Annotated in this window: 17 protein-coding genes; 7 read left to right on the top strand and 10 right to left on the bottom strand. The window is 62.8% G+C overall.

From position 1 onward, the window contains the following. Positions 1-6 precede the first annotated feature (6 nt). Positions 7-1,359 carry an RsmB/NOP family class I SAM-dependent RNA methyltransferase gene (locus GMO_RS01380; protein WP_008850449.1) on the bottom strand — a complete coding sequence of 451 codons (1,353 nt, stop codon included), beginning with the start codon at positions 1,357-1,359 and terminating at the stop codon, positions 7-9. A gap of 55 nt (positions 1,360-1,414) precedes the next feature. Between GMO_RS01380 and GMO_RS01375 the strand changes: the two genes are divergently transcribed. From GMO_RS01375 to GMO_RS14325, 7 genes are all read left to right on the top strand, one after another. Next, positions 1,415-2,113, top strand: coding sequence for a YggS family pyridoxal phosphate-dependent enzyme (locus GMO_RS01375; protein WP_008850448.1), 699 nt, complete (start codon positions 1,415-1,417; stop codon positions 2,111-2,113). Between the two features lie 117 nt (positions 2,114-2,230). Further along, positions 2,231-4,255: a potassium transporter Kup gene (locus GMO_RS01370; protein ID WP_008850447.1), complete on the top strand. Its 2,025-nt coding sequence runs from the start codon at positions 2,231-2,233 to the stop codon at positions 4,253-4,255. Next, positions 4,252-5,415 (top strand): radical SAM family heme chaperone HemW, encoded by a 1,164-nt coding sequence (hemW, locus tag GMO_RS01365; RefSeq protein WP_008850446.1) that lies wholly within the window; start codon positions 4,252-4,254, stop codon positions 5,413-5,415. The genes GMO_RS01370 and hemW overlap by 4 nt, the downstream gene beginning before the upstream one ends. A gap of 38 nt (positions 5,416-5,453) precedes the next feature. Beyond that, positions 5,454-6,536: a nucleoside hydrolase gene (locus GMO_RS01360; RefSeq protein WP_008850445.1), complete on the top strand. Its 1,083-nt coding sequence runs from the start codon at positions 5,454-5,456 to the stop codon at positions 6,534-6,536. Between the two features lie 24 nt (positions 6,537-6,560). Continuing rightward, the gene (locus GMO_RS01355) at positions 6,561-6,980 is read left to right on the top strand and encodes a DUF1489 family protein (protein ID WP_008850444.1); all 420 of its coding nucleotides are present in this window, start codon (positions 6,561-6,563) and stop codon (positions 6,978-6,980) included. 139 nt (positions 6,981-7,119) lie between these two features. Then, positions 7,120-8,073, top strand: coding sequence for a VOC family protein (locus GMO_RS01350; protein ID WP_245528405.1), 954 nt, complete (start codon positions 7,120-7,122; stop codon positions 8,071-8,073). Further along, positions 8,070-8,477: a hypothetical protein gene (locus tag GMO_RS14325; RefSeq protein WP_008850442.1), complete on the top strand. Its 408-nt coding sequence runs from the start codon at positions 8,070-8,072 to the stop codon at positions 8,475-8,477. The genes GMO_RS01350 and GMO_RS14325 overlap by 4 nt, the downstream gene beginning before the upstream one ends. Positions 8,478-8,523: 46 nt before the next feature. Here the strand turns inward: GMO_RS14325 and GMO_RS01340 are convergent, their stop codons facing one another. The 9 genes from GMO_RS01340 to nusA form a co-directional block, all read right to left on the bottom strand. Next, entirely contained in the window at positions 8,524-10,497 is a 1,974-nt protein-coding gene (locus GMO_RS01340; protein ID WP_008850441.1) for an FUSC family protein, read from the bottom strand. Between the two features lie 4 nt (positions 10,498-10,501). Next, the gene (locus GMO_RS01335; RefSeq protein WP_008850440.1) at positions 10,502-11,920 is read right to left on the bottom strand and encodes an NAD(P)H-dependent flavin oxidoreductase; all 1,419 of its coding nucleotides are present in this window, start codon (positions 11,918-11,920) and stop codon (positions 10,502-10,504) included. A gap of 65 nt (positions 11,921-11,985) precedes the next feature. Continuing rightward, positions 11,986-14,136 carry a polyribonucleotide nucleotidyltransferase gene (gene pnp, locus GMO_RS01330; RefSeq protein ID WP_008850439.1) on the bottom strand — a complete coding sequence of 717 codons (2,151 nt, stop codon included), beginning with the start codon at positions 14,134-14,136 and terminating at the stop codon, positions 11,986-11,988. Positions 14,137-14,337: 201 nt separating this feature from the next. After that, positions 14,338-14,607, bottom strand: a complete 270-nt coding sequence (gene rpsO / locus GMO_RS01325) for a 30S ribosomal protein S15 (RefSeq protein ID WP_008850438.1) — start codon at positions 14,605-14,607, stop codon at positions 14,338-14,340. Next, the gene (gene truB, locus GMO_RS01320; protein WP_040507333.1) at positions 14,567-15,568 is read right to left on the bottom strand and encodes a tRNA pseudouridine(55) synthase TruB; all 1,002 of its coding nucleotides are present in this window, start codon (positions 15,566-15,568) and stop codon (positions 14,567-14,569) included. The genes rpsO and truB overlap by 41 nt, the downstream gene beginning before the upstream one ends. A gap of 97 nt (positions 15,569-15,665) precedes the next feature. Continuing rightward, a complete protein-coding gene (gene rbfA / locus GMO_RS01315; RefSeq protein WP_175282560.1) occupies positions 15,666-16,085 on the bottom strand; it encodes a 30S ribosome-binding factor RbfA in 420 nt (139 codons plus the stop codon). Continuing rightward, a complete protein-coding gene (gene infB / locus GMO_RS01310; protein ID WP_008850435.1) occupies positions 16,082-18,841 on the bottom strand; it encodes a translation initiation factor IF-2 in 2,760 nt (919 codons plus the stop codon). The genes rbfA and infB overlap by 4 nt, the downstream gene beginning before the upstream one ends. After that, positions 18,838-19,542, bottom strand: a complete 705-nt coding sequence (locus GMO_RS01305) for an RNA-binding protein (protein WP_280985114.1) — start codon at positions 19,540-19,542, stop codon at positions 18,838-18,840. The genes infB and GMO_RS01305 overlap by 4 nt, the downstream gene beginning before the upstream one ends. Continuing rightward, entirely contained in the window at positions 19,490-21,037 is a 1,548-nt protein-coding gene (gene nusA, locus GMO_RS01300; protein WP_008850433.1) for a transcription termination factor NusA, read from the bottom strand. Before nusA ends, GMO_RS01305 begins: the two co-directional genes overlap by 53 nt. Between the last annotated feature and the right edge of the window lie 29 nt (positions 21,038-21,066).

Raw genomic sequence — 21,066 nt, 5'->3', positions numbered from 1 at the left:
ACACCTTCAGACGCGCTGCAGCCGTGCCGCGAAAAAGCCGTCCATGCCTCCACGATCCACCCACAGTCCCGGATGGGTCCGGAAAAATCCTTCCGGTGTCCGGGCCGCTGCCATGTCCGCCAGCTCTTCTTCCGAAAAAGGCACCAGTTTCCACCCGCCCCGCTCCAGCGCGGCGCGGACACGGTCCGGTCCTTCCTCATCCTGGAGGGAGCAGACAGCGTACATCAGCATCCCACCCGGTTTCAGCATCCTGTGGGCGGCGTCGATAAAGGCGTCCTGCCCTTCCACCAAAGCCGTCACATCCCGGGGCCGCTTGATCCACAGCACATCGGGATGCCGGCGAAGGGTACCCGTTGCCGAACAGGGCGCATCCAGCAGAACGGCATCGACCGGCGTTTCCGGCTGCCACTCCAGCGCATCCGCGACGACTGTTTCCGCCGTGAGTTTCAGACGGGCGATATTATCCTTCAGCCGTGCGGCGCGCGCTTCCTCGCGTTCGACAGCCATGACATGCGCGCCACCTGTTGCGAGCTGCGCCGTCTTGCCACCGGGTGCGGCACAGAGGTCGATCACGGTTTTCCCCGCGACATCCCCCATGAGCTTCACGGGCATGGCCGCCGCCACGTCCTGCGCCCAGAAATGCCCCTCCTCGAAACCCGGGAGCGCTGTGATGCGTGTGCCTGCCGGGTAACGCACCGTGCCAGTCGGAAGGGTCTCGCCGCCTTCGGGAGCCTCCACACCGGGACGAAGCGTCAGGTCCAGCGGAGCTTCGCGGTGCAGACCACGCGAAATGGCACGGGCGCGGGCACCCCATGCACTCCACAGCCAGGGCGGAACATCCAGCCGGGCTTCATCCAGCCCCTCAAGCAGGGACCGCCCTTCCCGCGCCACACGCCGCAGGACGGCATTGGCCAGCCCGGCGAACGGCGCCAGCCGGCGACGGCGCAACAGATCAACGATCGTGCCCACCGCCGCATGAGGCGGCGTTTCAAGATGCAGAAGCTGCGCCACTCCCATCAGAAGCGCACAGCGCACCGGCTCCGGCGGTTCCCGGCGGAGCATGGGCTGGAGAACTTCCGTCATGCTGCCCAGATGCCGCAGGGTCGTGGCGGCCAGACGATGCGCGGAAGCCCGGTCCCGCGGGTCCATGGGGCCGGAGCGGTCCAGCGTGGTTTCCAGCATCCGGCGATGTTCCACCACGCCGCAGACGATATCGAACGCCAGATCCCGCGTCGGATCGGGAGACGGACGGCGGTTCTGCTCCGGGCGGGACGAACGTGCGCCTTTGCGTCTGGCGAAGGATGGGCCGGACGGACGGTTCAGGCGGGCGGAGCCGCGGGGGGATCTGTTCTGGGTCATGGGGTGTCGATCTCGCGCATAATGCGGGAAATCGCATCTTGCGACCGTTGACGCAATGGAGTCTTCTTCCGGAATGCCTAATCAGATCGCCGAAAACCTCTGCGCCATCCGCGCCCGCATCGCCCGGGCCTGCGAAAAAGCCGACCGTCCGGTGGACGCCGTGTCCCTCGTCGCCGTCAGCAAATTCCATCCCGCCGAAGCCGTTGAAAGTGCCCTCCGTGCCGGACAGCGGATTTTCGGAGAGAACCGCGTTCAGGAAGCCGCGTCCAAATTCCCGGCCCTGCGCGCGGATTATCCCGACCTGCGACTGCACATCATCGGCAACCTCCAGACCAACAAGGCCGCAGAGGCCTGCGCCATCGCCGACATGATCGAAAGTCTGGACCGGGAAGCCCTGTCCGACGCCATCGAGAAAGGCGCCGCCAAAACAGGCCGCCTTCCCGACCTCCTCGTTCAGGTCAATACCGGAAACGAACCCCAGAAAGCCGGCGTTTCCCCCGATAAGGCCGATACGTTCATCGAGAACAGCCTCCAGCGCTTCGGGGAGAAGGTCCGGGGCCTGATGTGCATCCCCCCTGAAGACGAAGACCCTGCCCCGCATTTCCGCTTTCTCGCTACGCTTGCGAAACGCCATGGATTGCCGGTTCTGTCGATGGGGATGTCAGCGGATTTCGAAACGGCCATTGCCGAAAATGCGACTCTGGTCCGGGTCGGAAGCGCCATTTTCGGCCCGCGCCCCATGACGCATTTCTGACAGACGGGTTGCATCCGCGTAAGAAATCTTGTCATGAGGGAACCATGCCGGGATGCGGCACCGCTCCTGTAACAGGCGCTGTGACAGTAAACAACGGCACTCTGTCGATGCCCGTAAATGGAAGATCCCATGCCCGAAACAGACGGTCCCCATACTTCTGAACCTCCCCACGGCGTTTCCACGGAGAAGGGCGAAGTCCTCCAGACCGTGGAAGAGGCCCGCAAGGACGGACATGCTTCCGAATTTGGCGGTGACGAAGACGGATCTTCTGGACACGCCAGACCCGCCGGCATCGGTGCCATCCTCGCCGTCCTCGGCGTGGTGTACGGCGATATCGGCACCAGCCCGCTTTACGCCCTCCAGTCTTCCGTCAGCATCGTCAGCGGTCCGGGCCATCCGGCACAGCCCTGGGAAGTCATGGGGCTGGCCAGCCTGACTTTCTGGGCGCTGATGCTGATCGTCACCATCAAATACGTCATCCTCATCATGCGGGCGGACCATGATGGCGAAGGCGGAATCATCGCCCTGATGTCCCTGGCCCAGCGCGTATGCCAGTCCCAGCATTTCCGATGGCTCTTCGGACTGGTGGGTATTGCGGGAACCTGCCTCTTCTTTGGCGACAGCATCATCACACCCGCCATTTCCGTTCTTTCAGCGGTGGAAGGGATCGAGACGTCGGTTCCAGCCGCAGGTCACTTCGTTATCCCCATCGCCATGGTCGTTCTGGTGGGGCTTTTCTCTGCGCAGGTCATGGGAACGGGCACGATCGGCAAGGCGTTCGGCCCGGTCATGGTGCTCTGGTTCACCACCCTGGCCATCCTCGGCGTCAAGGGTATCCTCCTCTACCCGCACATTTTCCTCGCCCTGTCCCCGACCTTCGCGCTCGAATTCATCATCATGCACGGCTACCTGTCGTTCATCGCGCTCGGATCGGTCGTCCTCTCCGTCACCGGCGCGGAGGCACTTTACGCCGACATGGGACATTTCGGCCGCGCGCCCATCCGCAAGGCATGGATTTTCTTCGTGCTGCCGGCCCTGACGCTCAACTATTTCGGACAGGCAGCCCTGCTGATCCGTGATCCGCATGCCCTCGTCAATCCGTTCTACCTGCTTGGCCCGCACTGGGCGCAGATCCCACTGCTGATCCTTGCCACCTTCGCAACGGTCATCGCCTCGCAGGCCGGCATCTCGGGCAGCTTCTCCCTGTGCCGCCAGCTGATCCAGCTGGGCTATCTGCCCCGTACCCGCATCGTCCACACGAACGCTTCCGAAGAAGCCCAGATCTACCTTCCGTCCCTGAACTGGATCCTGGCCTTCGGCGCGCTCGTCCTAGTCGTGGCGTTCCGGTCCTCCTCCGCCCTGGCGGCAGCCTATGGCATCGCCGTAACCGGCACCTTCATCTGCACCTGCGTGCTGGCGATGGTGGTGTTCCGGCGCGTCTTCAAATGGAAGGCCGTGACCGTCGGGCTCGTCTTCGGCTTCTTCTTCATCGTAGACAGCATCTTCTTCTCGGCCAACGTTCTGAAGATCCCCGATGGTGGATGGGTTCCGCTGGCGATCGGCATCATCAGCACCATCATCATGACGACCTGGAAGCGCGGACGCAGCCTGATCGCCGCACGCCAGCAGGCGGATTCCATGCCCATGGGCTCCTTCCTCGCGCGGCTGCCACAGTCCCGGACCATCCGCGTACCGGGACTGGCGGTCTTCCTGACGGCAAACCCGGACATCGTGCCCAATTCGCTGCTGCATAACCTCAAGCACAACAAGGTCCTGCACGATCACATCCTGTTCGCGACCGTCCAGAACCTCGATCAGCCGGAAGCGGACCGCGGCCATCGCGCCATCGTGCAGGAACTGGCCCCCAACATCCATCGCGTCATCGTCCGTTACGGCTTCATGGAGATGCCGAACCTGCCCCGCGCCCTCCAGGAACTGAACTCCATGGGCGTGCCGTTCGATCCCATCCAGGCCTCCTATTTCACATCCCATGAGATCGTCGTCCGCTCCCGCGTGCCGAAGATGCAGCTCTGGCGTATGGTGCTCTTCCTTCTCCTCCTGCGTAACGCTGCCTCCACCACGGAATTCCTGCGCATTCCGCCGGATCGCGTGGTGGAATTCGGCGTCCGGATCGCCATTTGACCGAACCGCTTTCGCTCTACATCCACTGGCCATTCTGTCTGGCGAAGTGCCCTTACTGCGATTTCAATTCCCACGTCCGGGACGAAATCCCCCAGAGGCGCTTCGCCGAGGCCCTGCGCCGCGAACTGGCACATGACGCGTCCCGCCTGACCGCCGATGGCGGACGCCGCCCCCTGCGTTCCATCTTTTTCGGCGGCGGCACACCGTCCTTGATGGCGCCCGAAACCGTGGCAGCCCTGATCGAAGACGCCCGACGGCTCTTTGACGCAGAAGACGATCTCGAGATCACGCTTGAAGCCAACCCGACCAGTGTGGAAGCCGACAAATTCGCCGCGTTCCGTCAGGCAGGTGTCAACCGCGTGTCACTCGGCGTCCAGAGCCTGCGGGACGATGCCCTTGAGAAACTCGGCCGCCAGCATTCCGCCGGGCAGGCCATCCGCGCGCTCGAAACCGCACGCCGTCTCTTCCCGCGCATCTCCTTCGACTTGATCTATGCCCGCCCCGGCCAGAGCACCACGGACTGGCAGAACGAACTGTCCACGGCGCTCGATCTCGTGGCCGATCACCTTTCGCTCTACCAGCTCACCATAGAACCCGGCACGAAATACGAATCCCTTCACCGGCGGGGCGAACTCGTCCTTCCGGATGAAGACACGGCCGCCGCCCTCTATGACCTGACCGGCGAAACAGCCGCCCGCCATGACCTCCACCCCTACGAAGTCTCGAACTACGCAAAACCCGCCGCAGAAAGCCGCCACAATCTGACCTACTGGCGCTACGGAGACTATCTCGGCATCGGACCGGGAGCACATGGACGACTGACGCTCAACGGACATCTTCATGCCACCCGCCGCCACCGCGCGCCCGAACCCTGGGCCGAAAAAGTGGAGAAAACCGGCTCCGGCAGTACGGATGAAAGCCCCCTGAGCGTGGAAGAACGAGGACGCGAAGCCCTGCTCATGGGACTGCGTCTGATGGAAGGCATCTCCGAAGCACGCTTTACCGAGCGGACAGGACGGGCACTGGCCGACTGCGTGGATCCCATGATGCTCAGGGCCTGTCTGGAAGAAGGCTACCTTGAGCAGGAAAACGGCCTCCTTCGCGCGACGCCGGAAGGCAGACTTCGCCTTGAAGCAATACTGGCGCGCCTCCTCACTTGAAGGCATGATCGGCGTTTGTTTCTCCTCTGGAAGAGTCCATGCGCCATTTCATTCTCTCTGCCCTGTCTGCCGTCTGCGCCCTGACCGGCCTTGCAGCCGCCGCCTCTGCCGCACCGGCCTATTTCATTCAGGACAATGACTATCTCGGACCGGGAGGATCAGACATCCAGTCCATCATCCCCCTGCTCAACCGTCCCGGTGTTGAACTGCTCGGCGCAACCGTAACGATGGGGGATGACTGGGAGAACGCCGAATCAGCCCATATCCGCCGTTTTCTCGAAATCGCACACCAGACACAGGTTCCGGTCGCTGATGGCGCGACGCTCCCCCTCGTGAACTCCGTAGCCGCCACGCGCCTGCGGGAACAGCAGTTCGGCATCGTCCCGTGGAAAGGCGCCTGGGGCGGCACCGGCTCCATCGCACATGTCCCAGCGACCCAGCCCCCTCTGGGCGACATGCCGGATGGCCGTCCGCATCTGGCCGCCGACCCGCTTCCTGCCGCCCTTTTCCTCATCCGCGCCGTCCATGCGCATCCGCATCAGGTCACCATCGTCGCCACCGGGCCACTGACCAACCTGGCGCTTGCCATCCGTCTGGACCCCACCTTCGCGGAGACGGCCAGACAGCTTGTCTTCATGGGCGGCCTGCTGGATTCCAGCATGATGTCCGTCACCGGAAATGCGAATTACGCATCCGACTTCAACATGATCACGGACCCGGAAGCCGCACATATCACCCTGACAGCACCCTGGCCCTCCATCACCTGCGTCGGCAATGTCTCCAACGACATCATGATGACGCATGACCTGATGGACCGGATTGACAGCCACCACACACCTGTCACGGATTATCTGAAGCGGTTCTATGCCGCGCTGCCACTATGGGATGAACTGACATCCGCCATTGCCGTTGATCCGACACTGGTGACGAAGTCCGTGACGGCATACATGGACATCGACACGCGCGACGGCATGGATTACGGGCACGCGCATGTCTGGCCGGACTCCACGGCGCCGAAGGGCATGGGCCTGCGGAAAGTGAAGATCGTCCAGTCCGTGGACACGACCCGCTTTCTGAATGCGTTCGTCACCCAGGCGCAGAACGTCATGGGCACACACTGAAACACAGGAGGACATCCGACAGACATGCTGCACATCATCAAGCTGGCCGTCGGCTGTCCATCCCTTGAGGCCCTGCGGGAGCGGATGAGACATCAGCGCCTCAACGGACATGCCGCCGTCCCGACACGCACCATGCCGCGTCGGGCGGACGAGGTTCTGGACGGCGGGTCGCTCTATCGCGTCATGGACGGCATGGTCCTGTGCCGTCAGCCCATCATCGGGCTTGAAGCCTGCACGCGGGCTGACGGGACGACCGGCACACTGATCGTGGTGTCGGACGAGATCATCCCCGTCCAGCCGCGCCCGATGAAGGCCTTTCAGGGCTGGCGCTATCTCGAAGCCAAAGATGCTCCGCCCGATCTGGGAAGCGGCCTGACAGCGGATGGCATCGCCGATCTCCCTGCGCATCTGCGGCGCGAGCTTGCGGAGCTGGCCCTGATCTGACCGCCCATGCGCAGAGCCGGATATCCGGGCGCAGGGAACAAAACCTTTCCTGAAGCGTCATGAGTGTGCTCCGGCCATGGCCGCCCCTCTCCGGGGAAACTATGCTGGGCTTCTGGATTGTCAAACAGGAGAGTCGCGTGTGTCGTCCTTTCCAGCCCTGAACCGGCCCCCTATTTTCAAGCCTGGACTGCGCTGCGCTCTCGCAGCCCTCTCCTTCGGTTTATGTCTGGCCGCCGGGCCAGCACCCGTGCAGGCTGCCACGCTGCCGCCGCTGGTGACCCCGCCGACACATCAGACCCTGCCCGGCAAGATGGTCTATGCCCAGCTGACCACCCCGGACCTCAACGCCACAAAGGCGTTCTATGGCCAGCTTCTGGGCTGGACCTTCGAGGATGTCCCGGTTTCCCACGGCCACTTCGTGCAGGCCATGGTCAACGGCCACGCCGTGGCTGGTCTGGTCGAGCATCCGCTCCCCGCGGGAAAGAGCGGCGCCCATCCTTTCTGGCTTCCCGTCATTTCCACGCCTGACGCCGCGGCCCTTGCCCGTTCGGCCCGCAGCTGGGGCGGCCAGATCCTGCTGAAACCGAAATCCCTGTCAGGGCGCGGCGAGGAAACCATCGTCTCCGATCCGCAGGGAGCCATTTTTGCCGCCCTGCATTCCGAAAGCGGGGACCCGGTCGACAGCGACGCCCAGACCGTGCAGGGCCAGTGGATCTGGAACGCCTTGCTGACCTCATCTCCCTCTCCCGCCGCCGGTTTCTATCAGAAACTGTTCGGCTATCAGGTCCAGACGGCGCAGGAACAGCCGGAAGCCCTCCGCTATATCCTGTCCTCCCAGTCCTGGGCACGGGCCACGGTCAATCCCCTCCCCGCCCGCCTCCCTCCCACGGCCAGGGCCCGCTGGATGAGCTTCGTTCAGGTCGATAGCGTGGGCGCCACGGCGGAAAAAGCCGCACAACTGGGCGGCAAGGTTCTGGTCGAACCTCATCTGGATCATCAGAACAGCATGATCGCCATTATCGCCGATCCCTCCGGCGCGGCTTTCGGCATCATGGAATGGCACGATCCCGATACGGCAGGAGAGGCGAAATGACCGTGAAACGCTCGAAAAAAGCCGCGCTGTTCGGAGCGATCGGACTTCTGTCCCTGCTCTCCGGCTGTGTGGGATATGACGGTTACGACGGTTATGGCGGCGGCTATTACGGTGCTGATGGTGGCTGGGGTGGCGGCTGGGGTGGCGGCTGGGGCCCGGGCTACGGTGTTGGTCCCTATTATGGCGGTGGCGGCCCGCGCTGGCACGGAGGCCGGGGCCCCGGCGGTCCAGGGCCGGGCGGGTTCCATGGAGGTGGCCCGGGAGGCGGCGGTTTCCATGGTGGTGGCCCCGGTGGGTTCCACGGAGGCGGTCCGGGCCATGGTGGGCCGGGTGGCGGTGGCGGTTTCCACGGAGGTGGAGGAGGACCGGGCGGCGGCGGCCGGGGCGGTGGCGGTCATCACTGACCGTCACCCCTCCAGTCACGGCTTCAACCGCATGAAAGGACCGGGTTCAGGAGCGGGGTGACGCTTCCATCCGGTCAAGCGCCATGATTTCCGCCATGATGCTGCCCTCTTCCAGCTGTCTGGCGATCTCATCAAGCGGAGCGCCCTTTTCCAGAGCCTCCGCTTCCTCCGCCCACCGGCGCGCGCTGTCGTCATCGCCTTTGCAGAGGCCCGCGGCAATATCAAAACGCAGCAGCGTGGCCTCACCGCTCAGCCGCCGCAGGGACCGCAGGAGAACATGCGCTTTCCGGGCATTCTCTCCAACAGAAGACACACCGCCAAGCACGGGCAGTGACCCGCGGGAGAATTCAGCCCGCGTCGTATCAATTCCCGCCTGACGCTGGATACGATCCGTGGCCAGCATGTCCCGGCGTCCCAGCACGGCGGCCAGATACCGCAGATTCCCGACAATGGCGGCGCGCAAAAGCCCATCCATGTCCTGCCCCCGCCGTTCAGGGCACACACTGAACGCACACAAAAGTCCGATCACGGCCCCGAGCGTATTATCCGCAACACGCAGCCAGGCCGTTCCGGCCGCCGGCATGGTCATGTCCGCCACAATGATGAACTGCGCACTCACGAACAGCATCAGCAGCGTATAGTTCACGGCCCGCATGGAAATGGCGGCAATCACAAACACCGCCACGGCAGCAAGTTTTTCCGCAGGCCCTGGCAGAAAGGGTGACGCCAGCATGGCCAGAAGACTGCCAGCCAGCGTGCCCAGAACACGCTCCAGCGCGCGCACCAGCGTCGTTTCGCCAGATGGCTGGATAACAAGCAGGACCGAAACCAGAGCCCAGAACCCGAATTCCAGATGAAGCCAGCGCGTCGCCGCATAGGTTCCCACCAGCCCGACCACCAGCCGCAGCGTATGGCGCCAGATGGCAGGTGTCAGCCGGGCGGCATGACGGGGAGCTTCCGCATCGAACGGAAGTTCCCCCTCACGCGCCAGACCATCCGCCAGCGATGCCAGCATCCGCGCACTGGATGCCACCACTTCCCCGATCGATCCGGGACGCACCGGAATATCACGCGCCAGACCCGAGGCTTCCTCCGACAGACGCTCAAGATCGGGCAACGGGGAAAAAGAAATCTCACTGGCGTTCTGACAAAGTGCGGACAGCGCAGCCAGCGTTCCCCGCGCTTCGAAATCCAGCCCTCGTGTTTCGACCAGATGCTCAACCGCAAGCATCGCCGTGAACAGACGTTCCGCTCCCGCCAGCGCTGCGACCAGCCGGACACGCATGGCAAAACTGGCATGACCGGCATCAATCTGAAGAGTAATGCCGCGCGCGCGTTCGATTGCACTGCGCACCGCCTGACGATGGACTGTCTCCCGCAGGCGCCCGGCAGCCAGTTCACCAGCCATGCGCGCCAGAAGACGGTAACAGGCGGCCACGGCCCGACGGGCTGCGGCATAGGGGTGCTGGGGCCAGACCACCAGACACAGGAACATCGCCCAGACACCGCCGCCACACACAGAAAGGCCGATCAGCAGAGCATTCCAGGGATCGGTCACCGGAAAGGCGATCCCGGCCAGCATGACACAGGCCAGCAACGTCATCAGAAGTGACATGGAAGGGCGGAGTGCGCGTGCCAGCCCCGTGCCAAGCCCGGCCAGGACAAGCCAGAGTATCACACCAGCTACTGGCAGAGCCGCGACCAGAGACGTCACCGCCCCGAGAACCGACCCACCCAATGTGAAGAGACCAAGGATTTTCAGCTGTTCGCGCGGTGTGCCGCCCGGCTCGATCAGGCAGCTCCAGAACGCAGCAAACGCTGCCCAGGCAAAAATGACCTGATGGAAATAAAGCGCGGGAAGAAGGGCGGTAACCGTCGCCAGCGCCGCCCGGCTTCCCTCCGCCGGAGCAAGCTGCTCCGGACTGAGGGGGACCGAATGACGGGCAAGAAACCGGGACAGGAAGGTGAAATATGGAGAATGACCCAGACCTCCCCGCGGGAAAAGCGGATCACGCGCCATGGTTTCAGCGACCGGTCAGGATACGCTCCACCAGCTGGCGGACCGTAGGGACAAAACCATTTGCGTAGAAAGGATCGGTTCCGAAACGCCAGGCGTTCGTTCCACCGAACATGAGATTATGATCCACGATCTCGTCTGCCCGGGCATCATCCGGCGCATGGGCGATGGTCTGAAGCGTTTTCTGGATACAGAAAGACCGTGGATCAGCTTTCTGACCCGTCGTGTAAGGCTCTTTCTGCATCCAGTTGGAGAAGAGACACTGCGACAGACAGCCCATGCAGTTCGTCTGATCCGCAAGGATCTCGCGCGCACTCTCCGGCGTCACAAAAACGAGCGTATCGTCAGGCGTACGCAGAGCTTCCGTAAAACCGGCCGCTTCCCATTCCGCGATACGGGAACGGTCTTCCTGCGCCACGAAAACTTCCCGCTTGCGGGCTCCGACGCCGTAGGACGCCTCATAACCGCTCCCCGCCTCGGCACTGTAAGCCACCTGCCGCTCGGAACGCCCCCGCAGATCCCGCAGGAAGCTGTTATTGACGGCTGAGGAATAGAAACCCGTTGGGGAGAAGCGGTTAAGATACACGTCCCCCTTCTTCAGGGTCCGCAGACGCCGCTTCCAGGCTTCGGGGATCGGACTTTCCTGCGTTAGAAGCGGACGCGTACCGAACTGGAAGGCGATCGGTCCCAGATCAGGATTACCGATCCAGTCTTCCCACTCGTCCAGGCACCACACACCGCCCGCCATGATGATCGGCGTCTCATCCAGCCCATACTTGCGCATGACCTGACGCAGTTCCAGCACGCGCGGAAACGGATCCTCCGGCTTCAGCGGGTTCTCGGTATTAGACAACCCGTTATGGCCGCCTGCCCGCCAGGGATCCTCATACACGACGCCCCCCAGAAGGTCAGGCAGCTTGCTATATGACCGCCGCCACAAGGCATTGAACGCACGGCCGGAGGAAACAATCGGGTAATAGGGAAGATTGAAACGGGCCGCGAGTTCGGACAGCCGGTACGGCATGCCCGCACCACAGGTCAGCCCGTTGATCAGGCCCGGAGCCCCTTCGAGAATTCCGGTAATAACCTCTTCGGCCGCGCCCATTTCCCACAGGATATTGGCATGGATACGGCCCTTGCCACCTGAGATGTCACGGGCGATTTTTGCCTGCGCGATACCGCCATCAATGGCATACCGCACCAGTTCACGCTGACGTTCACGGCGCGTCCGGCCATGATAAACCTGCGGAACGGAATACCCGTTAGCATCGTAGCTTTCGGCATTGACTGCGGAAATGGTTCCAATCCCGCCAGCGGCAGCCCAGTGACCTGCTGAAATACCGGTGGAGACGGACACACCTTTGCCTCCCTCGATCAGAGGCAGAACGTCCTGACCACCAAAACGGAGGGTGTCGATAGGCTTCATGGGGACTGGCTGTCTCCGTTACTCAGATAAAAAAGGCGGGGCCACGACAGGCCCCGCCAGACACATTATTCGGCGTCGCGACGGGGCGCACGGCCAGGCTTGGCTCCAACGCTCTCCGTTATGTCGGCGCCCGTTGCCTGATCGACAACCCGCATCGACAATTTCACCTTGCCGCGGTCATCGAAACCGATGACCTTGACCTTCACGGCATCGCCCTGCTTCACGACATCCGTGGTCTTGGCGACGCGGCCCTGCCCCAGTTCGGAGATGTGAACCAGACCGTCCTTCGGGCCCAGGAAGTTCACGAATGCGCCGAAATCCGCTGTCTTGACGACCTTGCCGTCATAAATACGACCGACTTCCGGCTCCGCGACAATCCCCTCGATGCGGGCAATGGCCTTCTGGGCCTGCTCGTCATTGGCCGCCGCGATGGTCACAGTTCCGTCATCGCCAATATCGACCTTGGCACCGGAGTACTCGACGATCTCACGAATAACCTTGCCGCCGGACCCGATCACGTCGCGGATCTTTTCCTTCGGCACGGAAATCGTGGTGATCTTCGGCGCATTGCCGGACACCACGCCACGACCCTCGGTCAGGGCATTCGCCATTTCGCCGAGGATATAGATACGGCCGCCACGGGCCTGTTCCAGGGCGATCTGCATGATTTCCGGCGTGATGGACGTGATCTTGATGTCCATCTGAAGGGCGGTGATGCCCTTGTCCGTACCGGCCACCTTGAAGTCCATGTCACCCAGGTGATCCTCGTCACCCAGAATGTCGGACAGCACGGCGAAGCCACGGTCTTCCTTGATCAGGCCCATGGCAATGCCCGCCACCGGACGCGGCAGCGGAACACCGGCATCCATCAGCGCCAGGGACGAACCACAGACGGTCGCCATGGAGGAGGAACCGTTGCTCTCGGTGATCTCGGACACGACGCGCATCGTGTACGGGAACTGCTCCTTGGTGGGCAGCAGCGGATGGATGGCGCGCCATGCCAGCTTGCCATGACCGATCTCACGACGTCCCGGGGACCCCATGCGCCCGCACTCACCAACCGAGTACGGCGGGAAGTTGTAGTGCAGCATGAAGTTGGAGCGGTACTCGCCCTCAAGCGCGTCGATAATCTGCTCGTCCTGACCGGTTCCCAGCGTCGCGACCACAAGAGCCTGCGTCTCACCACGGGTGAAGAGCGCGGAGCCATGCGTGCGCGGCAGAACGCCGACCTCGGCGAGGATCGGACGAACCGTCGTCAGGTCGCGACCGTCAATACGGATGCCCGTCTTGAGGATGGAACCGCGAACAACCTGCGCCTCAAGCTCCTTGAGCATCGGCTTGGCCAGTTCGACGTCAAAGCCTTCTTCCGCCAGGATCTCGTTGATGCGTTCCTTGGCTTCCGCAACCTTCTTGTAGCGGGCCTGCTTGACGCGCTCCTTGTAGGCATCGGCCATCAGCTTGTTGCCGACCTTCTCGACGCGCTTGCGAAGGGCGATTTCCTCCTTCGTCCGGGACGGCAGATCCCACGGCGCCTTCGCGGCATGTTCGGCCAGGGCGATGATCGCGTCGATCACGGGCTGGAATGTGGTGTGACCCAGCGTCACGGCTTCCAGCATGGTTTCTTCCGAAAGCTCGCTGGCTTCGGATTCCACCATCAGGACGCCTTCGGACGTTCCGGCAACCACGAGATCCAGTGTGCTGTCCTTGATTTCGGACAGGGTCGGGTTCACGACCAGCTTGCCGTCAATCCGGCCAATACGGGCGGCAGCCACCGGTCCGAAGAACGGAATACCGGACAGCGTCAGCGCGGCGGAACAGCCAATCAGGGCCACGATCGCCGGATCGTTTTCCATGTCCACGCTCAGGACAGTCGCCGTGATCTGGACTTCGTTCAGGAAGTTTTCCGGGAACAGCGGACGGATCGGACGATCGATCAGACGGGCGTTCAGGACTTCAGCTTCGGACGGACGGCCCTCACGCTTGAAGAAGCCACCCGGAATCTTGCCGGCCGCGTAAGCCTTTTCCTGATAGTTGACCGTCAGCGGAAAGAAATCCTGCCCGGCCTTGACGGTCTTGGCACCAACAGCCGTACACAGCACGACCGTCTCGCCATAGGTAATGACAACAGCGCCGTCAGCCTGACGGGCAACCTTGCCTGTTTCCAGAATAAGCGGGCGTCCGGCCCACTCGATTTCCTTGCGGAAATAATCGAACATGAATGTTCTCCTCAAAGAGATAAAACCCTCCCGGGAGCCCGACAGGTGGCGGAGCAGCGTTTCGGACGGCATGGCGGGGGTGACGAGACCCTTGCCCCGACACGACACCATGTGGCCTGAAACGCCGGTCGCATACCCGCACCATCGGACAGTCAGGATGGTGGAATGTCCGGGAGCGTGATCACTCCCGGACAGAGCACATCAGCGACGCAGGCCGAGGCGCTCGATCAGGCTCTTGTAGCGGGCCTGGTCCTTGCGCTTGACATAGTCAAGCATGCTGCGGCGCTGGCCGACCAGCATCAGAAGACCACGACGGGAGTGGAAGTCCTTCTTGTGGGTCTTCAGGTGTTCCGTCAGGTTCGTGATCCGCTCGGTCAGAAGCGCAACCTGCACTTCCGGCGAACCCGTGTCGGTTTCGCTCTGACGGTACTCAGCGATCAGCGCCGTGCGGCGTTCCGGTGTAATCGACATCTTGTTCTCCAAAAAACTCGTGGTTTTCAAGCATTCGCGCTGCCCTGAGCCGTCCATTACGGACATGGCAAAGGCCAATCACGTGCTCTCCGATCATCGCGCGCCACAGGAGACCTTCCTCCTGAAGCAGGACCGGCATGGGATATGTCAGGGCCGCGGGGTCCAAAGACTGCCCCCAGACCAGTATCCTTCCCTCCGCCTCGGTGACGGCCAGCGCCGGGATGTCGACCAGCGCGGTCGCCGCATCCAGCAGAGGAGCCGGAAGAGCATCGGCGTTGTCCACAGTTTGGGCCGGTTTGTCCAGCAATATCTGATCGATAGTCATAGCATGTCGCAGATCGAAAGGACCGCATTTCGTCCGGCGCAGAACTGAAATATGCCCCACGGTCCCGCAGGCCAGAGCAATGTCCCGTGCCAGGGACCGCATATAGACCCCCTTGCCGGACTGAACCTCGAACACAGCCGTATCCGCGTCCGGCCGCTCCACAAGTTCTATCGAATCGATCCGCGCCGGACGGGGCGGCAGATCCGGTGGCCGCCCGGCCCTCGCAAGCTCATAGGCCCGCTGCCCCCCCACCCGCAGCGCTGAAAACACGGGAGGCACCTGAAGAACATCGCCCGTCAGCGCGGGCAGGCAGGCCCGGAGATCGTCATCGGTCGGGCGATGGTCGGACAGCGCCAGCACCTCCCCTTCCCGGTCGTCTGTCGTCCGGCTTTCTCCCAGCGTGAGCGTGAAGCGGTACCGCTTGGTCGCATCCATGATGTAAGGGATCGTGCGCGTGGCCTTCCCGAATGCAATGGGCAGCACCCCGGACGCCAGCGGATCAAGCGTTCCCCCGTGACCGGCTTTTCTGGCGTCAAACCCCCAGCGCAGTTTGTTCACCATATCCGTGGAGGTCGGCCCCAGAGGCTTGTCCAGGATCAGCCACCCGTCAATGTCGCGACCGCGCTTTCTGCCCATTCTGCATTTTTCTCCCATTGGTCGGGCGCTGATAGACCATGGAACAGACCAAATGCAAAAACGCCCTTCTGCCAGAGGCGAGAAGGGCGTTTTCCGTTCAGTCTTCGAGATCCCGCTGAACCGCTGGAGACCGAAGGATTTCATCCAGCTCCATGGCGTTATCAAGGGCGGTATCAGGCTGGAAATGGATTTCCGGCACCGTCCGTAGCCTGAGCTTCTTGGACAGGCTGGTCCGCAGAAAAGGCGCCACCCGCTTGAGAGCCGGAAGCAGCGCATCCACATCGCTTCGCCCCAGCCGCGTGACGAAAGCCGTAGCGTGACGGAAATCCGGAGAAATCCTGACTTCCGTCACGGTAATATGCGCATCCAGAAGCTCGGGGTCACGGAATTCTGTGCGGGCAAAGAGATCCGCCAGCGCACGACGGACTTCTTCCGCCACCCGAAGCTGGCGGGTGCTCGGCCCGTGGGCGGAAACACCCGCCGGGCCTTTCAGGTCATGTTTCGAACGCGAACTCAAGCCGGAATCTCTTCCATCTCGTAGCACTCGACGACATCCCCTTCACGCAGGTCGTTATACCCCGCGAAGGACAGACCGCACTCATAACCGCGCGCCACTTCCTTCACGTCATCCTTGAAGCGCTTGAGCTGGCTCAGTTCACCTTCATGGATCACTACGTTGTCACGCAGCAGACGCACGCCACAGCCACGCTTGACCACGCCTTCCGTCACATAGCAACCAGCGACCTTGCCGACCTTGGTGATGTTGAAGACCTGACGGATCTCCGCATAACCCAGGAACTTCTCGCGGTGCTTCGGCGCGACCTTGCCCTTGACCAGTTGCTCCACATCATCCGCCACCTGATAGATGATGGAGTAGTAGCGGATGTCCACACCCTCGCGCTGCGCCAGTTCCCGGGCCTGCGTGGTGGCACGGACGTTGAACGCCACGATGATGGCACTGGACGCCTTGGCGAGCTGGATGTCGCTTTCCGTGATCTGACCAACGCTGGCGTTCAGGACCCGGATAGCCACTTCCTCATGGGCCAGCTTCTGGACCGTGGTAGCGATGGCTTCCGCGGAACCCTGCACGTCCGCCTTGATCAGAAGGGCAACTTCCTTCTGGTCACCGGCCTGGATACGGGCCAGCATCTGATCCAGCGTGCCACGGGCGGCAACCTGGGATGCAGCTTCCTTCTCCTTGATCTTCCGCTGACGGAACTCGCTGATTTCACGGGCGCGGTTGTCATTCTCGACCACCACGAACGGCTCACCGGCACCCGGCACACCCGTCAGACCGAGAATTTCGACCGGCATGGACGGACCGGCGTCCTTGATCTGACGACCGCGATCGTCAACCAGGGCGCGGACACGACCCCATTCCGCTCCGGCGACCACGATGTCACCGCGATGCAGCGTTCCCTTCTGGACGAGAACGGCAGCCACCGGACCACGTCCGCGGTCAAGACGGCTTTCGATGACCGAGCCTTCGGCGACACGGTTCGGATTGGCCTGGAGATCGAGGATCTCGGCCTGCAGGAGAATGGCTTCCTCCAGCTTGTCCAGCCCGATGCGCTTGAGAGCGGAAACCTCGATATCCTGCGTGTCACCACCCATGGATTCGACGACGATCTCGTGGTTCAGCAGCTCCTGACGCACACGGTCCGGATTGGCGCCGGGTTTGTCGATCTTGTTGATCGCCACGATGATCGGCGCATCGGCCGCCTTGGCGTGCTTGATGGCCTCGATCGTCTGCGGCATCACACCGTCATCAGCCGCCACGACCAGCACCACGACATCGGTCACGGACGCGCCACGGGCCCGCATGGACGTGAAGGCCTCATGACCCGGCGTATCGATGAACGTGATCTTCTTACCGGACGGAACCGTGACCTGATAGGCGCCGATATGCTGGGTGATGCCACCGGCTTCCCCACCCGCCACATCCGTGGTGCGCAGGGCATCGAGCAGGGAGGTCTTGCCGTGATCGACATGGCCCATCACGGTCACGACCGGAGCACGGGGCTGCAGGTCTTCCGGACGGTCCTCGACACCTTCGATGCCGATTTCCACATCACTTTCGGAAACACGTTTCACGCGGTGACCAAATTCCTGAACAACGAGTTCCGCCGTATCGGCATCAATCGTCTGGGTTGCGGTCGCCATGACGCCCATCTTCATGAGAGCCTTGATGACTTCGCCCTGACGGGCCGCCATACGGTTAGCCAGTTCAGCCACCGTAATGGTCTCAGGAACCGTCACATCACGCACCACGCGGACCTGATCGGACCGCAGGCGTTCCAGCTCGGCCTGACGGCGTTCACGGTCACGCTGGCGACGGACGGACGCGAGCGAACGCGTCTTGTCGTCATCACCCTCGATCGCGGCACGGACGTCGATCCGACCCGCACGGCGATCGCTGCTGCTTCCCTTGCGGGAAGACGGCGCGCCACGGCGCGGCGGTGGTGCGCTGCCCCCCCCGCCACGACGGACGGGCGGACGACGCTCTTCCTCACCCGCCGCACTTCCGCCGGAACGGAGATGCAGGGTTTCGGTGCGCGGCGCGCTGGCAGGAGCCGAACGGGTCGTCTGAACGGGACGGGCCGGCATGATGGCACGCTCGGCCAGCGGACGCAGCCGCTGAACCGGCGCCGCAAGCTGTACGCCGCCCGTGGAATGTGTCTGCGGATTCAGGGGAGCCGCACGCCGGGCTTCCTCATCTGCCGCTTCCGCCCGACGGGCCTCTTCGGCTGCTTCCGCTGCGGCCCGGGCCTTGGCTTCAGCTTCGTTCGCAGCATCCTGCTGCGCGCGTTCCTGATTGGCCGCCGCTTCCGCTGCCTGCTGCTCGGCAGCAAGACGTGCCTCTTCTTCGGCACGGCGGGCCGCTTCAGCCGCCGACATGATCTGGATCTTTTCCGCTTCGCGGCGGGCTTCTTCCTCAGCCGCTGCCTTGCGCTGCCCTTCAAGGGCACGCTGCCGGGCTGCCAGCTCGGCAGCCGTCAGCGCGCGGCCCCCGGCACCCGCACCGCGTCCACCACGGGCTCCGCCACCGGAACCACCGGGGCCGGATGCATTGCGCTTCGGTTTGCGAACCTCGACCTGCACGACCTTTGACCGGCCGTGGCTGAAGCTCTGCCGCACGGAGCCGGCATCAACAGTGCGGCCAACTTCCTTGCGACCGGCAGGGCGAAGGGACAGGCGACCGCTCTTGGTCTGTTCGCCGCCCTGTGATGGGGTGTTCTTTCCGTCCTGGTTGCGCTCGTTGCCGTCGCTCATAGTTCCGCCTGTTCCTTGTTGCCCCCCTCAGGGGCTGGGAGCGGACGTCCTGCCACTCCCGAAAATCTCTCATATTCGGCGATCAAACGCTGTGTCAGCGCGCCTGGCGCCATCACAGCATAGACCGCTCGGTCCCGACCGAACGCCGAAGCCAGGACCCGATCGGGAACTGTCACCACCGGCAGAGACCGCCGGCCCGACACCAGTCTGGAGAACTCGTCCGGACTAGCACTTTCCGAACGGATCACCACCCCTGCCCTGCCGGAAGTCAACCACTCCCGGCATTTCTGAAACCCACAGACAGTCTGCCCCGCTCGCCGGGCCAGACTGACGGCGTCCAACATCCGCTGCACCAGACCGGCCCTGACGAGATCCGCCAGTCCGTCCGGTACGATCACCTGGGCTTTGGCCGCGCGGGCAAAAGCCTGTCGTGTGCGGGCGCTATCTAACACATCCCGGCTGGCACTCAACCACATTCCCCGTCCCGGCAGCTTTGCGGCCAGATCGGGGACGACCCTGTTATCCGGGCCGACCACGAAACGGATCATGCATTCAGGCGGCTTCTGCTCTCGTGTAACGATGCAGCGCCGCTCTGAAACACGACGCCCGAGAGCGCCGCGAACGGGACCATTATCGGTATCAGAAATTTCAGACGTCGGTCGACTCCCCGTCTTTCTTGTCTTCGACCGCCGAGTCGTCATCTTCGAACCAGTGGGCACGGGCCGCCATGATGATCTCATTGGCCGTGTCCTCATCCATGACGTCCTCGCCAAAGATGTCCACCAGTTCGTCACCTGCCAGATCAGCAAGGTCATCAAGGGTCTTGACGCCCTTTTCGCCCAGCGTCACCAGCATCTGGTTCGTGAATGTCCCCAGCGCAGCCACATCATCCGTCACGCCAAGCGCCTTGCGCTTGTCGTCCAGCTCATGCTCCTTGCCCGCCAGATAGTCATTGGCACGCAGCATCAGCTCCTCAGCCACACTCTCATCGAAACCTTCGATGTCGTGCAGCTCGTTGGCATCCGCATAGGCCAGTTCCTCGATGGTGTGGAAGCCTTCCGTCACCAGCAGACTGGCAATCACGTCATCCACGTCCAGCGCGTCCACGAACAGTGAACTACGCTTGCGGAACTCTTCCTGACGACGCTCCGATTCCTCGGCTTCGGTCAGGATATCAATGTCCCACCGCGTCAGCTGGCTGGCCAGACGCACGTTTTGTCCACGACGGCCGATGGCCAGCGAAAGCTGCTCGTCCGGCACCACGACTTCGACGCGCCCGGCCTCCTCGTCCATCACGACCTTGCTGACTTCCGCCGGAGCAAGGGCGTTCACTACGAAGGTCGCAGCCTGTGCACTCCAAGGGATGATGTCGATCTTTTCGCCCTGGAGTTCCGCCACGACAGCCTGCACACGCGAACCACGCATACCGACACACGCCCCGACAGGGTCAATGGACGCATCACGCGACACGACCGCCATCTTGGCACGGGATCCCGGATCACGGGCCACAGCCTTGATCTCGATGATGCCGTCATAGATTTCCGGCACTTCCTGCGCAAACAGCTTCGCCAGGAAAGCCGGATGTGTCCGGGACAGGAAAATCTGCGGACCACGCGGCTCGTCACGCACGTCATAGATATAGGCGCGGACACGGTCGGAATTCCGGAAGGATTCACGCGGGATCAGTTCATCCCGGCGCAGAAGCCCCTCGGCATTGCCGATCTCGACCATGAGGTTGCCGTACTCGGTCCGCTTGACGGTCCCGTTGACGATCTCACCCACCCGGTCCTTGAACTCGTTATACTGGCGCTTGCGCTCATATTCCCGGACACGCTGCACGATGACCTGCTTGGCCGTCTGCGCGGCAATCCGTCCGAAATCGATCGGCGGCAGAGGGTCGACCAGATGGCCGCCAAGCTCGATATCCGGCTGGAACTTGCGGGCGATGGCGAGCGGGATCTGGGTGTCCTCGTTCTCGACATGCTCGACAGCTTCGGTCCAGCGACTCAGACGCACTTCACCGGTCTTGCGGTCGATGGTGGCACGGATGTCCTTCTCGTGCCCGTATTTTGCGCGCCCGGCCTTCTGGATGGCCTGCTCCATCGCTTCCAGGACTTCCTCGCGGTCGATGTTTTTCTCGCGCGAAACCGCATCTGCCACAAGCAGCAGTTCAGGACGGGTAACAGACGTGTCCATCAGATCGGACCTCCAGCCAGCATGAGACG

The sequence above is a fragment of the Gluconobacter morbifer G707 genome (genome assembly GCF_000234355.1).
Lineage (GTDB): Bacteria > Pseudomonadota > Alphaproteobacteria > Acetobacterales > Acetobacteraceae > Gluconobacter > Gluconobacter morbifer.
The sequence above is the reverse complement of the archived record's forward strand: the minus strand, read 5'-3'. Positions and strand labels throughout refer to the sequence as shown.